The 18685-nt window shown below is 59.7% G+C and carries 19 protein-coding genes; 14 read left to right on the plus strand and 5 right to left on the minus strand.

Annotated features, from left to right (window positions below; genetic code table 11):
- Window positions 1-57: 57 nt before the first annotated feature.
- A complete protein-coding gene (locus ACFPPD_RS20255) occupies window positions 58-705 on the minus strand; it encodes a LysE family translocator (protein WP_209751106.1) in 648 nt (215 codons plus the stop codon).
- A gap of 159 nt (window positions 706-864) precedes the next feature.
- Between ACFPPD_RS20255 and ACFPPD_RS20260 the strand changes: the two genes are divergently transcribed.
- From ACFPPD_RS20260 to ACFPPD_RS20305, 10 genes are all read left to right on the plus strand, one after another.
- Window positions 865-2028, plus strand: coding sequence for an iron-containing alcohol dehydrogenase (locus tag ACFPPD_RS20260; RefSeq protein WP_209751107.1), 1164 nt, complete (start codon window positions 865-867; stop codon window positions 2026-2028).
- 254 nt (window positions 2029-2282) lie between these two features.
- On the plus strand, window positions 2283-2816 hold the full coding sequence (locus tag ACFPPD_RS20265) for an RNA polymerase sigma factor (protein WP_209751108.1): 534 nt from the start codon (window positions 2283-2285) through the stop codon (window positions 2814-2816).
- Window positions 2809-3645 carry a hypothetical protein gene (locus ACFPPD_RS20270; protein WP_209751110.1) on the plus strand — a complete coding sequence of 279 codons (837 nt, stop codon included), beginning with the start codon at window positions 2809-2811 and terminating at the stop codon, window positions 3643-3645. The genes ACFPPD_RS20265 and ACFPPD_RS20270 overlap by 8 nt, the downstream gene beginning before the upstream one ends.
- A gap of 140 nt (window positions 3646-3785) precedes the next feature.
- Complete coding sequence (locus ACFPPD_RS20275) at window positions 3786-4685, plus strand: NAD(P)/FAD-dependent oxidoreductase (RefSeq protein ID WP_209751111.1); 900 nt, start codon at window positions 3786-3788, stop codon at window positions 4683-4685.
- A gap of 246 nt (window positions 4686-4931) precedes the next feature.
- Entirely contained in the window at window positions 4932-6227 is a 1296-nt protein-coding gene (locus ACFPPD_RS20280) for an MFS transporter (protein ID WP_209751113.1), read from the plus strand.
- Window positions 6208-7134 carry a polysaccharide deacetylase family protein gene (locus ACFPPD_RS20285; RefSeq protein ID WP_209751114.1) on the plus strand — a complete coding sequence of 309 codons (927 nt, stop codon included), beginning with the start codon at window positions 6208-6210 and terminating at the stop codon, window positions 7132-7134. The genes ACFPPD_RS20280 and ACFPPD_RS20285 overlap by 20 nt, the downstream gene beginning before the upstream one ends.
- Before the next feature lie 111 nt (window positions 7135-7245).
- Window positions 7246-8496, plus strand: coding sequence for a TolB-like translocation protein (locus ACFPPD_RS20290; protein ID WP_209751115.1), 1251 nt, complete (start codon window positions 7246-7248; stop codon window positions 8494-8496).
- A 670-nt stretch (window positions 8497-9166) separates the two neighbouring features.
- Complete coding sequence (locus ACFPPD_RS20295) at window positions 9167-10111, plus strand: MBL fold metallo-hydrolase (protein WP_378083090.1); 945 nt, start codon at window positions 9167-9169, stop codon at window positions 10109-10111.
- 109 nt (window positions 10112-10220) lie between these two features.
- A complete protein-coding gene (locus tag ACFPPD_RS20300) occupies window positions 10221-10844 on the plus strand; it encodes a hypothetical protein (RefSeq protein ID WP_209751116.1) in 624 nt (207 codons plus the stop codon).
- A 26-nt stretch (window positions 10845-10870) separates the two neighbouring features.
- The gene (locus ACFPPD_RS20305) at window positions 10871-11200 is read left to right on the plus strand and encodes an MGMT family protein (protein ID WP_209751117.1); all 330 of its coding nucleotides are present in this window, start codon (window positions 10871-10873) and stop codon (window positions 11198-11200) included.
- Here the strand turns inward: ACFPPD_RS20305 and pepT are convergent.
- The 3 genes from pepT to ACFPPD_RS20320 form a co-directional block, all read right to left on the minus strand.
- A complete protein-coding gene (gene pepT / locus ACFPPD_RS20310) occupies window positions 11166-12407 on the minus strand; it encodes a peptidase T (protein ID WP_209751118.1) in 1242 nt (413 codons plus the stop codon). The genes ACFPPD_RS20305 and pepT overlap by 35 nt on opposite strands.
- A gap of 163 nt (window positions 12408-12570) precedes the next feature.
- On the minus strand, window positions 12571-13422 hold the full coding sequence (locus ACFPPD_RS20315) for a hypothetical protein (protein ID WP_209751119.1): 852 nt from the start codon (window positions 13420-13422) through the stop codon (window positions 12571-12573).
- A gap of 100 nt (window positions 13423-13522) precedes the next feature.
- Window positions 13523-14236: a copper homeostasis protein CutC gene (locus ACFPPD_RS20320; RefSeq protein WP_209751120.1), complete on the minus strand. Its 714-nt coding sequence runs from the start codon at window positions 14234-14236 to the stop codon at window positions 13523-13525.
- Between the two features lie 205 nt (window positions 14237-14441).
- Here ACFPPD_RS20320 and ACFPPD_RS20325 point away from each other — a divergent pair, with 205 nt between their 5' ends.
- The gene (locus ACFPPD_RS20325) at window positions 14442-14966 is read left to right on the plus strand and encodes a hypothetical protein (protein WP_378083085.1); all 525 of its coding nucleotides are present in this window, start codon (window positions 14442-14444) and stop codon (window positions 14964-14966) included.
- A gap of 80 nt (window positions 14967-15046) precedes the next feature.
- Here the strand turns inward: ACFPPD_RS20325 and ACFPPD_RS20330 are convergent, their stop codons facing one another.
- On the minus strand, window positions 15047-15928 hold the full coding sequence (locus ACFPPD_RS20330; protein WP_209751122.1) for an AraC family transcriptional regulator: 882 nt from the start codon (window positions 15926-15928) through the stop codon (window positions 15047-15049).
- A 153-nt stretch (window positions 15929-16081) separates the two neighbouring features.
- On the opposite strand from ACFPPD_RS20330, the gene ACFPPD_RS20335 reads away from it, so the two are divergent.
- From ACFPPD_RS20335 to ACFPPD_RS20345, 3 genes are all read left to right on the plus strand, one after another.
- On the plus strand, window positions 16082-17461 hold the full coding sequence (locus tag ACFPPD_RS20335) for an MATE family efflux transporter (RefSeq protein ID WP_209751124.1): 1380 nt from the start codon (window positions 16082-16084) through the stop codon (window positions 17459-17461).
- 95 nt (window positions 17462-17556) lie between these two features.
- The gene (locus ACFPPD_RS20340; protein ID WP_209751126.1) at window positions 17557-17970 is read left to right on the plus strand and encodes an RrF2 family transcriptional regulator; all 414 of its coding nucleotides are present in this window, start codon (window positions 17557-17559) and stop codon (window positions 17968-17970) included.
- A 137-nt stretch (window positions 17971-18107) separates the two neighbouring features.
- Window positions 18108-18479, plus strand: coding sequence for a DoxX family protein (locus tag ACFPPD_RS20345; protein WP_209751128.1), 372 nt, complete (start codon window positions 18108-18110; stop codon window positions 18477-18479).
- Window positions 18480-18685: the final 206 nt, after the last annotated feature.

Raw genomic sequence — 18685 nt, forward strand, 5'->3', positions numbered from 1 at the left:
GAACATGGAGTGCCGTGCTCGCCGGCATACCATATTCCGCCATAACCGACAGCCGGTTCAAAACAAATCCGACAGTCCCTGATAAAACACTTTGACGGCGAAGTAAAGGAACATGGCGGCCGAGACGAGCGAAAGGCCGCGGGAAATCGACGGTTTCATCATCGACCCCGACAGGCTGCTGATCAGCGCGACGGAGAACGACCAGACGAGACCCGCGGAGAAAAAGCCGGCGACGAAGAACGGAATGCCGCCATCTTGTTTCATATGGGAGCCGGCGATGATCGGTCCCGCGACGAACGCGAACCAGGCGATGGAGGTCGGCGAGGAGAGAGCGAGGGCGATCCCGTTCCAATAATCCTTCCAGAGGGAGAGGTTCGGCTCGTTCGAAGTCCCTTCTCCATTCGCTGTATCTTTGGGGCGCCACGTTTCGCGAAGCATTTTATAGGTTAAATAGAAGAGCACGCAGGAGCCGATCGCCCACAGCGCCCATTTGACGGGAGCGAACTCGAAGACGACGCTGACGCCGAGAAGGGCGAGCGCAAGATAGAATAGATCGCCGAAGCACGAGCCGAACCCGATCATGAAAGACGGCCTGAACCCGCGTTCCATGCCCGTCTTGATCAAGGCGACGTTCACCATTCCCAGATCGAAGCATAACGACAAACAGAAAATGAATCCTTCGGCGAACGCGATAACGGCAAACATGGGCATCCCTCTGCGACTGTGTTTTCGTCATTGTATCGGATCGCGCGAATGCGGAACATGGACGAAAACGCAGAAAAGATGGGCGAATGTGCTAGTCAATGGGCAAGAATGGTACACTAGGGAGGAGAAAGCGACGATAGCCAGGAGAGGAAGAGGAGCATGAACGCATTCGAGTTATATAATCCGACCAAGCTCGTATTCGGAGCGGGGAAGGTGAAGCAGCTTGGAGAGTTGGTGAAGCCATACGGCAAAAGGGTTCTGCTTGTCTACGGCGGAGGCAGCATCAAGCGGTCGGGACTGTACGACGACGTCATGTTCCAACTGTCTGAGATCGGAGCGACCGTCCACGAGCTGTCCGGCATCGAGCCGAACCCGCGGCTGACGACGGTGAACAAGGGGATCGAGATTTGCCGCAAGGAGAAAATCGAATTCGTGCTCGCGGTCGGCGGAGGCAGCGTGCTCGATGCCGCGAAAGCGGTGGCGGCCGGCGCTCTATACGACGGCGACGTCTGGGACTTCACGATTCGCCGGGCGACGATCCAGGCGGCGCTTCCGATCGGCACGGTGTTGACGCTGGCGGCGACCGGTTCGGAGATGAACGGCAACGCGGTCATCTCGAATTGGGAAGCGAAGGAGAAGCGGGCGATCGGCAGCAAGCTCGTCTATCCGAAGTTCTCCATCCTCGATCCGAAGCTGACGTACACGGTGCCTCGCGATCAGACGGTCAACGGCATCGTCGATATCATGTCGCACGTGTTCGAGCAGTATTTCACGCTAACGACCGACATTCCGCTGCAGGAGAGATTCGCGGAATCGATCTTGCTGACGGTGATCGAGAACGGAGAGAAGGCGCTCGAGGACGGGACAGACTTCGATGCTCGGGCGAACCTGCTGCTTGCCGGAACGTATGCCTTGAACGGCACTCTTCCGAACGGCGTGTCGACCGATTGGGCGACGCACGGCATCGAGCACGAAGTGAGCGCGATCTACGACATTCCTCACGGCGCGGGACTCGCGATTCTGTTCCCGAACTGGATGAAATACGTCTATAAGGAGCGAGTCGGCAAATTCGCGCAATTCGCCGTACGCGTATGGGGGATCGATCCGTCCGGCAAGAGCGAGGATGAGCTCGCTTTGGCAGGCATCGTCGCGACCCGTGCGTACTTCACGCGCATCGGCGCGCCGGCGACGCTCGGAGAGCTCGGCATCAACGACGACCAGATCGACCGTATGGCCGAGGAAGCGACGCGGTTCGGACCGATCGGCTCGTTCAAGCACCTGGACATCGAAGACGTGAAGACGATTCTTCGGAACAGTCTGTAGGCTGACCCGGTAGAGACGTAGAACGAGAAAAAGGACAGTCCTTCGGGCCGAATGCGGCCCGCGGGACTGTCCTTTGCTTCGAGAGGGGAAGAAGGAGAATGGGGGATCCGAAAAGAATGGGACGAGACCGCTGTTGCGATGTTTTTCATCGTATAAGTTTCACTCGCCGGGGGCTGCGGTAAGGCCTGTCCCGATTTTTTGCGAAAATGGAACTTTCGGGTTCGCCGGTTGTCTATTGTCGTGAGGTGATTTGGTTGGAAGAACGGTACTTGAAAGATGCGCTCGAGGAAGGGCAGCTGGAGCATCTGATCACCGCTTACTGGAACGACGTGTGGAATTACGTCTACGTGATGACCGGGGACCGGAGCGCATCGGACGACCTCGCCCAAGAAACGTTCATCCGGGCATTCCGCTCGTTATCGAGTTACAGGGGCGACGCCTCCTATCGCACATGGCTTCTTCGCATCGCGCGAAACGCGGCGCTGAACTATAGGCGGTCGTCGTTCTTCCGGCGCATCGTGTTGTTCGGCGACGTTCCGGTCGGCCGGAAATCGCGGTCGGCGGAAACGGAATACATGGAGAAGGAACGCGTGAGCGAGATGTGGCGAGAGGTATTCCGTCTGCCGGCAAAAATGAGGGAAGTTCTTCTGCTGGACGCGAAATACGATATGTCGATCCGGGACATCGCCGAATTGCTCGGCTTGCCGGAGGGGACGGTCAAATCGAGGCTGAGCCGGGCAAGAAGCCGAATGGAGGCTTGGCTGAAAGGGGAGCTTTGGGATGCATGAGCATGAATCGAGGAAGCCGGACTGGTACTCGCAATTGAAAGAAGGCCCCATTCCGAATGCGATGCCGGACGCCCGGCAGATCGGCGCTATCGTCGACAGAGCGAGAGCAAGCTCCGCCCGCGGGAAGAAGGTCCGCTTATCGGTCGCGCTCGGCTTCTGCGTCGCGGTCTTCTTGATGATCGCCGGTTGCCTATTCGCGTATGACTACGATCGGAAGCGAGACATCGCGCAAGCGGCCGTTCCGAATTCGGCCGAATGGGCGAAGCTGCAAGACGCCGTCGAAGCGTTCCGCCGCTATCCGGAAGGGCAGATGCAAATGCAGTACGTGCAGCCTATAAGCGACGGGGTACTCGTGTTCTACCAGCGATTCTTCAAACCGGACGAGACGGACATCTCGATGGAGTATATGAGGAAAACGTTATGGGGTTGGAAATGGATTCACGGCGGCGGCGGGGGAGGTACGGCGCTAAGGGGGAAGAACCTCTTGTTCGGAGAGTACATCCCAAGCCCCGATGCTTACTTGCGCACGAAGACGCCGTTTCCGATCGTCTACGGCACGATCAAGGGCGATGCGGTACGCGTCGCGGTCTCGGGCGACAACGGATACGCCGCGGAAGCGACCGTATTTCCGTCGGGCGGACAGATGGGCTGGTTCGCTTATTGGCCGGAATCGGCCGGACGCCTCATCAAGCTGGAATCGATTGGGGCGGACGGCCGGGTGCTGGCCGAGAAAACGATCGATACGGACGAGTATCGCAACGGAGGAATGAATAGCGCGGGCGTGACTCAGGCGACCGCAACGACCGTGCCGGCGAAAGATTCCGAATAAGCGACCGGGAACAGGCGAGAATTCGCGCGGGATTTCCCGGCTTCGCGACTCCAACGTCGAGGACGACGTCGGAGTCTTTTATGCCGGAATTAAAGATATATTGAATCCATAATATGAAAACAACAAAGGAGTTGAACGAGATGCTGGATTGCGCGATTATCGGCGGAGGACCCGCGGGGCTGAGCGCCGCGCTCGTATTGGGAAGGTCAAGAAGGAACGTCGCCTTGTTCGACGACGATCAGGCTCGCAATAAGGTCACGCAGGAGTCGCACGGCTTCTTGACGAGGGACGGCATCAAGCCGAGCGAGCTTAGGGAGATCGCCCGCGACGAGCTCAAGAAATATCCGTCCGTCGTGGTGCGGGATATCGCAATCGTCCAAGCGCGCAGACTAGCGGACGGGACGTTCGTATTGGTCGCGAAAGGAAACGAACAAATACGCGCCCGCACAATCATTCTAGCGACCGGACTGAAGGAAATCTTGCCGGACATCTCGGGATTGAAGGAGCATTACGGCAAGTCGCTATTCAGTTGCCCTTATTGCGACGGCTGGGAAATCAGGGATCGTCCGTTGGTCGTCATCTCGGAGCATCCGCACGCTTATCATCTGGCGGTCATTGCGAGCCATTGGAGCATGGATCTGGCGGTGTGCACGAACGGCGCCAACGTCTTGCCCCCGGAGCAGATCGGCAAGCTCGCGAGCCGGGGCATCCGGGTGTACGGCCAGCGGATCGCCTTGGTGAAGGGGAGCGAGGGACGGCTGCAAAACATCGCGTTCGCGGACGGGACGGAGCTCGAGAGAACGGCGGGCTTCGTTGGCTCCCAGCTCGTGCACGCAACCCCGTTCGCGGAGATGCTCGGCTGCGCGATGAACGAGAAAGGCGGCATCGTCGTCGACGACGTCGGCCGGACGACCGCGGAAGGCGTCTTCGCGGCGGGGGACAACGCGACCGTGACGCAGACGCAGATCGTCTTCGCCGCCGCCGGGGGAAGCCTGGCCGCGATGGGCGTCAATGCCGCGCTGACGTTCGCGGACTTCTGAAGAGGGGGCGTCCGGAGAGGCGCTTCTTTTTCGCGCGTTTCGACACGCCACTGGAAGGAATCGACGCGGGCCCGCGCGAATAAGATGGAAGAACAGGCATCGGACGCAGCGGAATCGCGGCGGCGCGATTGCGACTCGATTTATGAATGCGATTTCATTCCCGGGAGAAGCCGCTACGGCGTCCGTCGCTCGCGGAAACGGAAAGCTTGTTCGCCATTTAAATTTTGGCACGGTGGAGGAATCCCGATGAGAAGCAAGTACGTGAATTCGCCGATGATGTACGCGTTCGGCATGCTGGCGATGATGATTCCGAGCCAGGCATTCAGCACCTTCTACAGCTACTATTACGTCGATACGCTGGGGCTCAGCCTCGCCCTCGCGACGGTCGCGCGCACCGTCTTCCTTGTCTGGGACGCGGTGAACCAGCCGCTCGTCGGCTACTGGTCGGACCGGACGAACACGAAGTACGGTCGCCGCCGCCCTTGGATATTCGCCGCGATTCCGCTGTTCATGCTGACGTTCATTATGGTGTTCTCCCCGCCGAAGGACTTGTCCGAGGTCGGACTGTTCACGTGGTTCCTCATCGCGCTCGTCTTGTACGAAGCGGTCGCGACGGTCATCTGGGTCAACTACGGCGCGCTCTTCCCCGAGCTGTTCCGCGGCGACCGCGTCAGGGCCAAAGCTTCCGCCGTCCAGCAAGGCTGGCAGATCGTCGGCATCCTGATTGGAACGGCGGCGACGCCGATCCTATACAAGGCGATCGGCTTCGGTCCGATGGCGATCGTCTATTCGTTCCTGTTCGCCGGCTTCATGCTGCTCTGCCTGCGCAACGTGAAGGAAGACGAGGAAGCGGTCAAGCTGCCACAGCTCGGCTTGAAGGAAGCGTTCCGCGAGACGTTCAAGAACAAGACGTTCTGGCTCGTCAACATCGCCAACTCGTTCGCGCAGACGGTGAACGGGCTGCTCGGAGCAACGATTCCTTTTTACGCCAAATACGTCCTTCGCATTCCCGAGGAGCAGAACACGTATTTGCTCGCCGCGGTGTTCGTGTCGGTCATCCCGCTCGTCGGCGTCTGGTTCTGGCTGATCAAGAGAATGGATCCGGTCAAAGGCTGGAGGCTGTCGCTAGTCGCCTATGCGTTGTCCGTCATTCCGCTCTGGTTCGGCACGGACCTGACGAGCGGCATTCTCGCGGGCATTCTGGTCGGGTTCGGATTGGCCGGCTTCCTCGTGACGCCGCCGATCGTGAACGGGATCATCATCGATAGCGATTCCGAGAAAACCGGCAGCCGCCGGGAAGGCGTCTATACGGCGGTCAGCGGCTTCATTACGCGCTCGAGCGGACTCATCTCCGCGGTGGCGTTCCTCATCGTCGGTATCATCTTCGGCTACGAAAGCGGCGACGATCCGGGCCCGGATCCGGAATCGACGTTCCGTTACTTGATTAGCGTCGTGCCGCTCATTCTGCTGGCCGTATCCGTCGTCATCTCGTTATTCGTACGTCTGGAAAGGAAGCCTGGTCATGAGCAACGCGCGGAATAAGCATCTGATCATCAACTGCGACGACTTCGGCCAGAGCGCGCCGATGAACGCCGCGATCATGCATCTGCTGGAGGAGAAGCGGGTCTCGTCAGCGACGATCATGGCGCCCGCGCCCGGCTTCGAGGAAGCGGCCGCTTGGTGCAAGCGCAGGGGGCAGACGAACGTCGGCCTGCATCTGACGCTCACGAGCGAATTCGACGCCGTCCGCTGGAGCAGCTTGACCGGCGATCCGTCCTTGCATGACGAGAGCGGGCATATGCATAAGACGGTCGAACAATTCGAACGCCATGCGGATAGCGCAGCGGTCGTGAAGGAATTGCTCGCGCAGCGCGAGAAAACCTTAAATGCGGGCATCTCGCTCAGCCATGCCGACAACCACATGGGCAGCCTGTACGGAACGGCGACGGGGAGGACCCATATTCCCCAAGCTCTCCGGCTATGCTCGAAGTGGAAGCTGCCGTTCCGGCTGTTCCGCAAAGTCCATCCGTCCGATCCGTTGCTGGCGGGCATTCCGGGCGTCGAAGGCATCGTCGCCAAAGCTTCCTCGCTGGCCGGCGTCATGGGGGTCGCCATTCCGGACTATCTGCTGTCGCATTCGTTCCACGTCGAAGAGGGCGAGAGCTACGATCGCTTCAAGGCGATGATGGTCGCCAAGCTGTACGATCTTCCGGAAGGCATCAGCGAGACGTACATTCATCCGGCGATCGAAGACGCGCGCTTGTCGGCGGAAGTGCCCCATTGGGAGAAAAGGGTATGGGAATACCGGCTCATGCTGGACGACGACTTCGCCTATGCCCTTCGGGACGCGGGAGTGAACTTGACGAACTACGATTACGTACGCAAGCACGGCAAGCGGTCGAGGGCGGGTTCCGTTATCGCTCTTGCCCGTGCACTTATGAGTAAATAACCATTGCGCCGGGCGATACCGCCCGGCGCATAATTTTTCCATCCGCGGCGCAACGTAGAAACGGCCGATAGACATCGGACTTCTCTACTCGGACAGGAGCTGCGCGATAGCATGAATAGAAGCAGGATCGGATTATGGGCGTGCGCCTTCGTTATGGCGCTCTCTCTGGCGGCCTTCCCGGCTGGGCGGGCGGCCGCGAAGCCGGAGTCGGGGCTCGAAGCGGCGTTCGTCCGCGACGGGGACCTATGGGTGAAGAAAGCGGACGGCAAAGAAAGACAGCTGACGCAAGGGGATCGGGTCGAACGGCCGTTATGGTCCTACGACGGAGAGTGGATTGCTTATCAAGTCGCTGCCGGCGCCCGGCAGACGTTGAAGCTGCTCCACGTGCCGACGGGAGTCGTGCGGGAGATCGCTTCGGGCGGTTGGATAACGGCGCAATGGGCGCCGGAAAAGAACGATCTCGCGTACGCGGTCGAAGGCAAGCTAAGCTGGCTGCGCGCGGACAAGCCGAAGGCCGCCCCAAGCGAGATCGCCAAGGACATCAGCGGTTTCTCGTGGCTGCCGGACGGCCGAGGCTGGATCGCGTCCACGCAGTCCAAGAAGCTGAACGAGACGGACTGGACGCCCGTCCGCATCGTCCGTTACTCGAAAGCGGGTACGCCGCCGAAGACGCTCAGGGAGCTGCCGAAGCCATCGGACGGGTTCTTCGCCGTCGGCACGAGCGCGTTCAAGTTTTCCCCTACGGGAAAATGGGTCGCTTTCCTGGCCACGCCGACCGCTTCGTTGTCCGCCGACGGCAACGCGTTGTGCCTGATGTCGGCGGACGGGGGCGCGTTCTCCAAAGCCGCGGACATGCTTAACGACGAGGAGTGGTTCCAATGGGCGGCCAAAGGCGAACGGCTCGCATATATCGAAGGCGTCGGACGGGAAGCGACGAGCAACAAGCGGTTGATGTTATTGAACTCCCCCGACGGAAAGCCGATCCGGTTAACGCCAGAAGGCTATGTAGACCAAGGCTTCGCCTGGCAGGGACCGGACCGCGTCGTCGTCGCCCGCGCGGTTGAACGCAAGGACGGTATCGGATCCTCGGCCTACCCGCCTTCGCGCCTGATCGAGTTGAAGCTGCAAGGAAATCGCGTTCGTCCGTTCCCGTTCCCGCCTGAAGGCTACTCGGATACGGATCCGCAATATTTTCCGCGGGCGGGGAGGCTCGCATGGATTCGGACGAACCGCAGCCAAGCGGACGTCCTCGTCTCCGGGCGCTCAGGTAACGGATCGGCGACTTGGATCGCGAACTTGGATCCCGTCGCCGACTATTACGGCAGATGGAACTGGGAATTCGTGCTGGCCATTCGTTCGTAAGCAGACATGGCAGTACGAGAATGTGCTGGCCATGCGCTCGTGAGCGGGCAGGAGGTACGAGGCTAGGGAATAACCTGGGCGATACTGATGTAGGGAAAAGCCGAAGCCGGGGCATGCCTGGGAGAGTCGCTCGCCCGGGTCCGCCCGAGCCTGCCCTAGCCGCCCAATCGACCGTTAAATGCGCCCGCACTCCCTCGCTTAACCATTTAACCGCCACTAGGGCGGTTAAATGGTCAAGAAACCTCAAATGCACCCCCAAAAGCAACCCCTAACCGCTCAAACGGCCGTTAAACGTGCCGCATTCCGTTTGCTTAGACGTTTAACAGCCAAAAGGGCGGTTAAAATTTCTTTTTCCAATTGTCCCAAAGAGGTCCCGTAAGCAATTGTTCTATCGATCCGGCGACGGAGTTGGATTTTCGCGCGGATTCGGGTTACGATTAGCTTTAAAATCTCGCGTGCATGCGCATGGCGCCGGCTAAGGCAGGGCGACGGAAAGGGAATGCCGATGGTCAACGCATTCGGAATCGTCATCGCAATCATTTTGATCGTATCTCTCTTCATCTCCATGTATCCCGTGCTCGGCGGACGGCCGTTCCGGGCAAGCGGGCTGCCGCTGCTTCGTTCCCCGAACTATCGCGACGGCAAGTTCGTCAATCAGATCCCGACCTACATGAACATGAGCTTCGGCAAGATGCTTAAGCTCTTATACGAGTTCATTCGGGGAAATCCGAACCGGAAGCCGAAGCGGCCGCTGCCCGTCGTTCCGCTGTCGAAGGACAAACTGTTCGCGAAGACGGCAACCGGGGAGGAGCAAGCGTCCGTTACCTGGTTCGGCCATTCCGCCGTGCTGCTTCGCATCGACGGCATGACGTTGTTCCTCGATCCGATGCTCGGGCGCGCTCCGTCTCCTTTTCCGATATTCGGGAACGCGAGGTACAGCCGGAAGCTGCCGATCGAGATCGAAGAGTTGCCGGAGCTCGACGCGGTTATTTTCTCCCATGACCATTACGACCACTTGGATTACGGCACGATCCGAAAGCTCCGCGGCAAGGTCAAGCGCTTCTTCGTACCGCTCGGCGTCGCCGCCCATCTGGAGAGATGGGGTATAGATCCCGCCAAGATCAGCGAGCACGATTGGTGGGAAGAGATCGAGTACGAAGGCTTGAAGCTGGCGACGGCGCCCGCCCGCCACTTCTCCGGACGCAACGTCGTCGGCCGGAACGGAACGCTGTGGTGCTCTTGGATCATCCAGGGCAAGAACGAGAACGTCTTCTTCAGCGGAGATAGCGGCTACGGTCCGCATTTCAAGGAGATCGGCGAGCGGTACGGTCCGTTCGACCTGACGCTGATCGAATGCGGTCAATACGACGAGCGCTGGGCGGCGATCCACATGATGCCGGAAGAGACGGTGCAAGCGAACGCGGACGTGCGGGGGAAAGCGATGGTCCCGATCCATTGGGGCGCGTTCACGCTGGCGATGCACGATTGGTTCGATCCGCCGAAGCGCGCATCCGAGGCGGCGAGGGAGCGGGGCGTGACGATAACGGTACCGCGAATCGGGGAGACGGTCGCGTTTCCCGCCGCCGATTATCCCGCGTCGGACTGGTGGAAGTAGCTTCCGGTCCCCGGCCACATTTTCCCATCGGCAATCCTCTCCTATCCTCGCATGGAAAATATGCTAGAATGGGCTTACGAATGATGTCTGTCTATTGGAGGAGAACGCGATGATCGTATTTTCCGCAGCGGAAACCGCACATCGGGAGCCCTTGCAGGGGGACGACACCAAGACCGGCCACTACGAGAAGATCAGGGAAGACATTCGCCACGAGATGAAGCTTCGCATGCGCCAACGCGACCGTTACGTCGCCCAGATGGCGGTATTGCTGACGCTTCTGTTCGTCGCGGGAGCGGCATGGGACGAATGGCTGTTGGCGCTCGTCGCGGTGCCGTTCCTGTCGGCGTTCTATACGGCGCAATTGCTATACAGCTATCGGAAGCACGATTTGATGGCCCAGTACATGAGAGAGGTCGTCGAACCGGAGCTGGCGGAGCTTCACGGCACCGATCCGGCTCGCGAATGGCAGACGTACGAGTATAAGTCGGCCGGCGCGGGCCATCTGAGGGGCTTCTACTTGTGGACGATGTGGGCGGTCGGCGCGGGAGCGCTCGCTTATATCCGGTTCAACATGGACGAGGGCTTGCGCGCGGCTTTCTACGCTTGCGCGGGAATCGGCGCGCTCGGCATGCTGCTGGTCACGGCCGCTTTCGCGGGCGATGCGTCCAGAAGGCGAAGAAGCAGGCGCAAAGGGGCGTCGCAACGTTCGATATCCGGCACGTATCTGTCTTAGTTCGAGGAAAGCGGAGGAGGAGCGGCATGTTGCCTTTTACGGAACGGGTGGTGAATATCATTCGGGGAATCCCGGAAGGGCGCGTCATGACGTACGGCCAGATCGCGGAAGTCGCGGGCAGCGCCCGAGGCGCGAGGCAAGTCGTGCGAATTCTTCATTCTCTGAGCGAGAAGCACGGCCTGCCCTGGCATCGGGTCGTGAACGCGAAAGGGGAAATCGCCCTCCAGGACGAGGAAGGCCGCTATTCGCAGCGCATGTACCTGGAGAGCGAGGGCGTCGAGATCGGCTTCGGCGGCAGGATCGACTTGGACGAGTACCGGTTCATTCCCGAAGACCCCGCTGCTCGTAAAGCTTGACGATCTCGACGATCACTTTCGTCGCCTGAACCATCGTGTCGACGGACACGTACTCGTAACGGCCGTGGAAGTTCTCGCCGCCGGCGAAAATATTCGGAGTCGGAAGCCCCATGTACGACAGCTGCGAGCCGTCGGTGCCGCCGCGGATCGGTTGGACGAGCGGCTCGATGCCGAGGTTCGTCATCGCTTGATAGGCGATGTCGAAAACATGCTTCACAGGCTCGATTTTCTCGCGCATGTTGTAATACTGGTCTTTGATCTCCAGCAAAATTCTCTCTTCTCCGTAAGTCTCCTGCAATTCCACCACGATCGCCGTCATTTCGGCTTTCCTCGCTTCGAACCGTTCCCTGTCGTGATCCCTAATGATGTAATGAAGCTTCGATTCCTCCACGTTGCCGCTGACCGAGACGAGGTGGAAAAACCCTTCGTAATGCTCCGTATACTCCGGTGCCTCCTCGGCGGGAAGTCGATTGTTGATCTCCATCGCGATTTTGGCGGAGTTGATCATTTTGCCTTTGGCGGTGCCGGGGTGCACGCTCTTGCCGTAGCAGGTAATGCGGGCGGCGGCCGCGTTGAAGCTCTCGTATTGCAGCTCGCCTAGCGGACCTCCGTCCATCGTGTAGGCGTATTTCGCGTCGAACGCCGCGACGTCGAACTTGTGCGGGCCTCTGCCGATCTCTTCGTCCGGCGTGAAGGCGACGCGAACGCGGCCGCGCTTGATCTCCGGATGTTGAATCAGGTAGTTCATCGCCGTCATGATCTCGGCGATGCCCGCTTTGTCGTCCGCGCCGAGCAGCGTCGTGCCGTCGGTCGTGAGGAGCGTCTGGCCTATGTAGCCCGCCAACTCGGGAAAGTCCCGCGGAGACAGAACGACGTTATCCCGTTCGTTCAGGACGATGTCGCCGCCGTCGTAGTTCTCGACGAGCTGCGGTTTGACGTCTTTGCCCGTCAGGTCGGTCGCCGTATCGACGTGGGCGAGGAAGCCGATCGTCGGCACTTCTTTATCGGTATTGGCGGGCAAGGTGGCCATGACGTAGCCGTTGGTGTCGATCGTGACGTCCTGCATGCCGATCTGCTTCAATTCTTCGACGAGCATGCGGCCGAGTACGAGCTGGCCTTCCGTCGTCGGGCACGTTTGGTTGTTCTCGTTGGATTGCGTATCGACTTGCGCGTAGGTTTTGAATCTTTCGACGATCTCGTTTTTCACGTTGTACTCAGCTCCTTGCCTTTATTGTACCAAAGTTCGGAGCCGGGATGAAAGAAGGGGGACGACGTTGGGGGAGGTCGTTCGGTGCGGCCGGAAGCGTCGGGCGCGGCGGGATACGGGTAGGATGGGCAAGCCGCGCGCTACAGGGTCGCTTGGTTTCGCGTTAAGTTCTTGCTTGTTCGATGGCTTGTTTCACTTCGTCGAAAATAGCGGCGATCTCGTCATCGTCCGCGCTCGACGCGTCGTAATCGGACAAGGCGCTCTTGATCGCGCCGAACGATTGGGCCAGAACGCTCGTACCGTCGTCGTCGGAGGACGAGATCGAATCGATGAAGCTCAGTCCGGACTGCAGCCGCGCGAGCAGCTCTTTCTTCTGATCCGTCGTCAGCTCGCTATCGGCCTCTTCGGATTCGCCTTGTTCCGCGCCTTCGGCTTGGCCGAGGCCCGGCGGAGGGGGCGTGCGGCCCATCGCTTTCATCATCGGGGGCATGCCGTCCCCCATGGGAGGTCGGCCGGCGGCGTCGTGTTCCGGACCTGGCGGCCGCATGCTCTCCATCGTTTGCGCGATTTCGTCGAACAACGCCGAGATTTCGTCGTCCGTCGCGCCTGATGCGTCGTAATCGGCAAGCTCGTCTTGAATGGCCGCCAGCTCCGGCGGCAGCTCGGGAGCTTGGCCGGCCGAAGCGGCGGCTCTCATCGTGCCGATGTCGCTCTTCAAGCTCGTCAGGATGTCTTTCTTCTGGGCGGCGGTCAAAGCGTACGTGCCGCTCGTTTCGTCCGAATCGGCGTCCGCGCCGGAATCGCCCAGGGATGTTCCGTCGGTTGCGTCGGCGCGGGCGAGGCTCGCGAGGAAAGACAAGCCCGCCTGGCTGATCTTCAGGGAATCCGATTCCTGTTCTTGTTGCTGCTTCGCGTGCCGATGGGCATGGTGGACGCGGGTCTCGCTTGCGTCGCTCGATTGTCCGGCCGTCTTCGACGCGTAGGCCGCGGTATTGCCGTTAATGGATAGAGACAATGGCGGAGCTCCTCTCGGGTTAAGTTGCTGTCGTAGCCGCGGCAAGCCCACAAGCATTGTACGACAACAACCTGAAACCCTACTGAGCGCAGCCTGAAAGTTATTTCATTCCATTCTCGGAATGGAGGTTCAGAATTTCCTTGATCCGGCGCACGCGGGACGCCGAGATCGGGTTCGCGAACGAGCCGTCCTCGCGAACGGCGGAGCCGAAGTGGACTTCGGGCACCCCGGTTTCGCGGAGGACGAGTCCGAGCGTATCCGCGTCGAGGCCGTGACCGGCGAGAATGCGGATACTCGTATGCCGGGCGGCCTCTTGCAGCTCGCGCAAACGGGGAAGCGCTTGAGGCGCCGGCTGGCGTCCGCCGGAAGTCAGAATGCGGTGGATGCCCGGATAGGACGCGAGCGTTCGCAGCGCGTCGACTTGGTCGTCGATCTCGTCGAACGCGCGGTGGAAAGTGACGTCCAACCCGGCCGCGTCAGCGGCGGCGAGCACTTTCTTCAGCAACGGGACGTCGACGCCGCCGGCAGCGTCCAGCCCGCCGAACACGATCCCGGCGGCGCCGGCGCTGCCGATCGCTTCGATATCCCGCAGCATGACGGCGATATCGTCTTCGTCGTAGCGGAACGATTGGCTATGCGGGCGGACCATGACGTTGACGGGAATGCGGGAAGCGGCGACGGCGGCTTCGACGAGGCCGATGCTCGGCGTCAGCCCGCCTTCGGCGATGCCGGTGACGAGCTCGATCCGGTCGGCCCCGTATTCGTTCGCGGCTTTCACGTCCGCGAGGTTGATGGCGATCACTTCGAGCAGCATGGGAGGTCTCCTTTGGATGGGGTAGTTCGGCGTTCCGATAACCCGATCATAACAAATATTGGCCGCGGAGGTGTCGAAATATAGAGATTCGCGGACGAGGCAGGTGAAGTCTGAACCGGCGGAGAAGAGAATACAATGTAAAACGAGCATAATCATGTAAGCGCATCCATTGCTACGGCTCGATCCGGGACGGAGGGCGATCACGATGGGAACTCGTTTGTTATCCGAGCATATGATCAAGCAATTGCAACCGCGTCTGAAATACGTAAGAGCCTATACGACGGGCAAAAACAAAGCGACGCTGTACGCCTGGGACGACGATCTCGGATTGTCCGAGTCGGATGCGGGGGAGCTTCAGCGGTTCGCCGACAGTTATTTGCCTCCGTACGTCTGCTACCGGGTCAAAGCCTATTCCGAGCTGCAGCGGGACGGCGTGCCGCCGGCGGGCGAGCTGCCGGAGTGGATCGTCGAGGCGGCCATGAAACGGGATCTCGATCAGGACGGAGTGATTGCCGTCATGAACGGGATGCTCGGCAACGGGGGTATCGTCTTCAGCCGTTACGATTTCAATTCCGGGACGCTCCATTTCAATATACACACGACGACGGCGCTCACGGATATCGAGAAAGAATTGCTGGACCGGTATTTGTCCGAGATCATCCCTCTTGGCACGCGATGCGAGCTCGCTTATTGGAGCGGGAACGAAAGCTCGCGCCTTCGGTCGGGCTGAACCAGACGGACTCGGGCCGATCGGTAGCGCAGGAAAGCCATGGCTCTGGCTAGCGCGAGGGCATGGCTTTCTTGCGCGAGTCAGCCAAGCGAGAAGCGCTGCCGGTATTGACGGGGGGAGATGCCTTCGACCCGTTGGAAGCGCGAGCTGAAGTACGCGGCCTGGTTAAAGCCCGTTTCCTCGGCGATCCGGGCGATCGGGAGATCCGTCTGCATGAGCAGCAGCTTGCTTTGCTCGACCCGGTACCGAAGCAAATATTCCGTCGGAGACTGCCCGTATTCCCGGTTCATGCACCGCGCGACGTAGACGGGGTGGAAATTCAGCGTTTCTCCGAGCGCCTGCGCGGTGATCGCTTCTTTGTAATGGCTGCGCAAGTAGGCTGCGGCCTGCTCGGCGCACGCGGTGGCGGGCGCCGAATGGGCGGCTTCGACGCTGGCGGAGAGCAGCCGAAGCACGTCTTGGAACAGCGTCTGCTCTTTGAAGCGGGATGACGGGAGATGGGCTTCCGGGCCGAGCGCGGCGATCTGGCCGAGAAGCTCTTCCATCTTGCCCGGTTGAACGACCGTGGCGCATTGGGGGACGAGCAGCGGGAATGTCCCGGCGCTGAAGTTGAGCGATTCGTCCGAAGCATCCGCCGTTTTCGGAGGGAGCCGGAGCGGAACCGAATCGGTGGCCGCCCAGCCCGAGGACGCCTGGAAGTGAAGCCAGAAGTAGTCGGTCGGCTCGCGGCAGCCTTCCGTGGCGTAATGGTAACAGTCCGGCCGGAGAATAAGAGCCTTGCCGGCCGTCACTTCGTAATGGCGGACTTCTTCTCCCATATAGAGGCAGCCCTTCGTCACGACGAGCAGATCGAACAATCGGATGTTTCTTCTGCTTACGTGCTTTTCTCCGATTTGGAATACGGTTCGTCCGCTGGCGATATAGTACGGCAGCGGAGGGACGGTGAACTCGAGCAAGTTCATGACGGGACCTCCGGATCGAAAGTTGGAATAATGAAAATCTAGGTTGGAAACGTGACACAAAGATTTCGATAATCCCACTATAATTTGTTGTGGATACGATGTCTAACGTAGATTTCGTTCCGGAACATCTTGGATTTACTGGGAGTTGGAATCGTGAAATCAACGAAAAATTTCGGCTTATGGGCGCTTGCTTGGCCGATCTTCATCGAATTATTCCTGCAGGCGCTGCTCGGCATGGTCGACACGATCATGGTCAGCCGCATTTCGGACGACGCCGTTGCCGTCGTAGGGCTGTCGGGCCAGCTGTTCAACGCGTTGACGACGCTGTTCATGACGATAGCGGGAGGGGCGGGCATTCTCGTCGCGCAGAAGCTCGGCTCCAAGCGAGGCGAAGACGCCCGGACGATCGCGATCATGGGCTTTACTTCGAGCTTGGCGATCGGGCTCGTCATCAGCCTTCTTCTCTATACGCAGTCGCACGCCATAGCCGGTCTCCTGCACGTGGAAGACGATCTGCTTCCTCTATGGAACGTCTACGTCCGCAACGTCGGCGGAGGGATGTTCCTGCTGGCGACGATCGCGTCCCTCAGCACGGCCATTCGCAACACAGGCAACACGAGGGCCCCGATGTACACCGGCATCGCGATGAACGTGCTTCATATTTTCCTGAACTACGTTCTCATCTTCGGCGAGCTCGGGTTTCCGAAGTGGGGGTTGGCCGGCGTCACGGTATCGGATAACGTCTGCCGGTTTCTCGCCGCGCTCGTGCTTCTTTACGTGTTCGTCCATTCCTTCGAACGGAAGATCGTCTTGTTCGATCTGAAAATCTTCAATCCGAAGCTGTTCCGGGAAATTCTGAAAATCGGCTGGCCGATGGGCGTCAACATGGCGGGGTGGTTGTTCTCCCAGCTGGCGATCTTCGCTTTCATCGCCATGCTCGGGGCGAAGGAGCTCGCGGCTCGGACGTACATGAATACGATGGAATCGTTCTGTTTCATGCTAGGCTACGCCGTCGCGCTCGCGATACAGATCCGCGTCGCCCATCTGTTCGGCGCCGCCCGTACGCGGGAAGCGTATAGCGAAGCCTTCCGCGCGCTCTATATCGGTCTTGCACTGGTCACGTCCAACGCGCTGCTGCTATACGCGATCGGTAACTCATTCCTTCGGGTGTTCACGACGGACCCGGACATTCTTGCGATCGGGCATTCGCTGCTCGTCTTGAATCTGATTCTGCAGCCGGCCAAAATGCTCAACATGGGCATGAACAACTCGCTGAGCGCCGTCGGGGATACCCGGTTCACGATGGTCGTGGCGATCGTGTCGATGTCGCTCGTCGCGACGGGATGCTCCTACTGGTTCGGCCTTCAGGCGGGATGGGGATTGATCGGCATTTACTGCTGCATGATCGCGGACGAAATCCTGCGCGGCGTCGTCGTGCTGTTCAGATGGCGAGGCAAGAAGTACTTGCTGCGGGCGAAGACGGAAACACGCCCGCCTTCGGCTGATTCCGAGGCGGCGGCCTTGCCGGGCTGATCCGCGCGGGGGAGCCGTTGAGCGAGTTGGCAAAGATGAGCGGTTGCGCGGCGGCAAGCCCCTTCGTTACAATAGGACGATAGGGGGTGAGCGGAATGGTAGCGTCGAATAAGAACGCGCAGATCGGTCCGCCGCGTTTCGCGGTCGCGGTGCATATTTTGGTATGGCTCGCGAAGTGCGGGTGCGTCGTGTCTAGCGCGGAGATCGCGGGAGAGGTGAACTCGCACGCGACGTTCATGCGCAGGGTGCTTGCGACATTGGCCCAAAGAGGCTTCGTGGAAGCGCGCGAGGGCAGGGACGGCGGATACAGCTTGAAGATGCCGCCGGATCGGATTACGCTGGCGGACGTGTTCGCCGTGGTCACCTGCGACGGCTCGGAAGCAGCGGAGCATTCGGATTGCGGGGCGGAGGGCGAGAAGCTCGACGATCGGTTGGTGGAGATTATGGCCGAGGCCGAAAGACGGACGTTAGAGTACTTGAAACAGCATACGATAGCGGATTTCATTTAAGGGATTGACAGCCTCGCGAGCAGGCTTTAATATGTGCTTAGAACAGATGCAGTTAACGGACGTTGGCTGCATTTTATTATGAGCGATACTGTGCCTAATGAGGGCTCAGTATATCGATAACAGGGGGAATTGGGAATATGGATATCGTATCTTACATTTTGCAAGGTTTGCTCGGTTTGGCGTTCTTGGGAGCCGGATTCGGTAAAGTCAGCGGGTCCAAGATGCACGTCGAAGGTTTCAAAAAATGGGGACTGCCGCAATGGTTCCGCGTCTTTACCGGTCTCGTCGAGATCGTCGGCGCGGCGGGCTTGATCGTCGGCTACTGGGAACCGAGCTGGGCCGCGCTGGCCGGATTGGGCCTCGGCGTGACGATGGTCGTCGCGATGCTCGTGCACGTCAGAATCAAGGACTCGATGAAGGAAACAATGCCTTCGATCCTGCTGGCGATTCTGTCGCTCGTCGTGTTCGCGATCCAAGCGGGCGATCTGGCGGATTTCCCGGGCTTCTAAGAGTTGGCGGGTGAAAACCTTCGCGCAGCGTGCTGCGCGAAGGTTTTGTGCGTTTCATACTGGGGAACGCGACAAGGGTGCGTCCGCTCGGAGTTACTTGCTCAGACGCATTAGCATTGCATTAAAAGAAGAGCCACATGTCAATCCCCGTACACCTTCCTTGGAAGGTGATCTGAATTTTCTGAAATTTAGCTTTTCGTTCAAAA

Source organism: Cohnella suwonensis (assembly GCF_042655365.1).
GTDB classification, from domain to species: Bacteria; Bacillota; Bacilli; order Paenibacillales; family Paenibacillaceae; genus Cohnella; species Cohnella suwonensis.

Coding starts and splice junctions, on each gene's coding strand:
- ACFPPD_RS20330 (WP_209751122.1), bottom strand. CDS start 15,928: ATGAACTTGCTCGAGTTCACCGTCCCTCCGCTGCCGTACTATATCGCC.
- ACFPPD_RS20280 (WP_209751113.1), top strand. CDS start 4,932: ATGAGAAGCAAGTACGTGAATTCGCCGATGATGTACGCGTTCGGCATG.
- ACFPPD_RS20295 (WP_378083090.1), top strand. CDS start 9,167: ATGAACATGAGCTTCGGCAAGATGCTTAAGCTCTTATACGAGTTCATT.
- ACFPPD_RS20275 (WP_209751111.1), top strand. CDS start 3,786: ATGCTGGATTGCGCGATTATCGGCGGAGGACCCGCGGGGCTGAGCGCC.
- ACFPPD_RS20340 (WP_209751126.1), top strand. CDS start 17,557: ATGGTAGCGTCGAATAAGAACGCGCAGATCGGTCCGCCGCGTTTCGCG.
- ACFPPD_RS20260 (WP_209751107.1), top strand. CDS start 865: ATGAACGCATTCGAGTTATATAATCCGACCAAGCTCGTATTCGGAGCG.
- ACFPPD_RS20325 (WP_378083085.1), top strand. CDS start 14,442: ATGGGAACTCGTTTGTTATCCGAGCATATGATCAAGCAATTGCAACCG.
- ACFPPD_RS20300 (WP_209751116.1), top strand. CDS start 10,221: ATGATCGTATTTTCCGCAGCGGAAACCGCACATCGGGAGCCCTTGCAG.
- ACFPPD_RS20305 (WP_209751117.1), top strand. CDS start 10,871: ATGTTGCCTTTTACGGAACGGGTGGTGAATATCATTCGGGGAATCCCG.
- ACFPPD_RS20255 (WP_209751106.1), bottom strand. CDS start 705: ATGTTTGCCGTTATCGCGTTCGCCGAAGGATTCATTTTCTGTTTGTCG.
- ACFPPD_RS20270 (WP_209751110.1), top strand. CDS start 2,809: ATGCATGAGCATGAATCGAGGAAGCCGGACTGGTACTCGCAATTGAAA.
- ACFPPD_RS20285 (WP_209751114.1), top strand. CDS start 6,208: ATGAGCAACGCGCGGAATAAGCATCTGATCATCAACTGCGACGACTTC.
- ACFPPD_RS20320 (WP_209751120.1), bottom strand. CDS start 14,236: ATGCTGCTCGAAGTGATCGCCATCAACCTCGCGGACGTGAAAGCCGCG.
- ACFPPD_RS20290 (WP_209751115.1), top strand. CDS start 7,246: ATGAATAGAAGCAGGATCGGATTATGGGCGTGCGCCTTCGTTATGGCG.
- ACFPPD_RS20345 (WP_209751128.1), top strand. CDS start 18,108: ATGGATATCGTATCTTACATTTTGCAAGGTTTGCTCGGTTTGGCGTTC.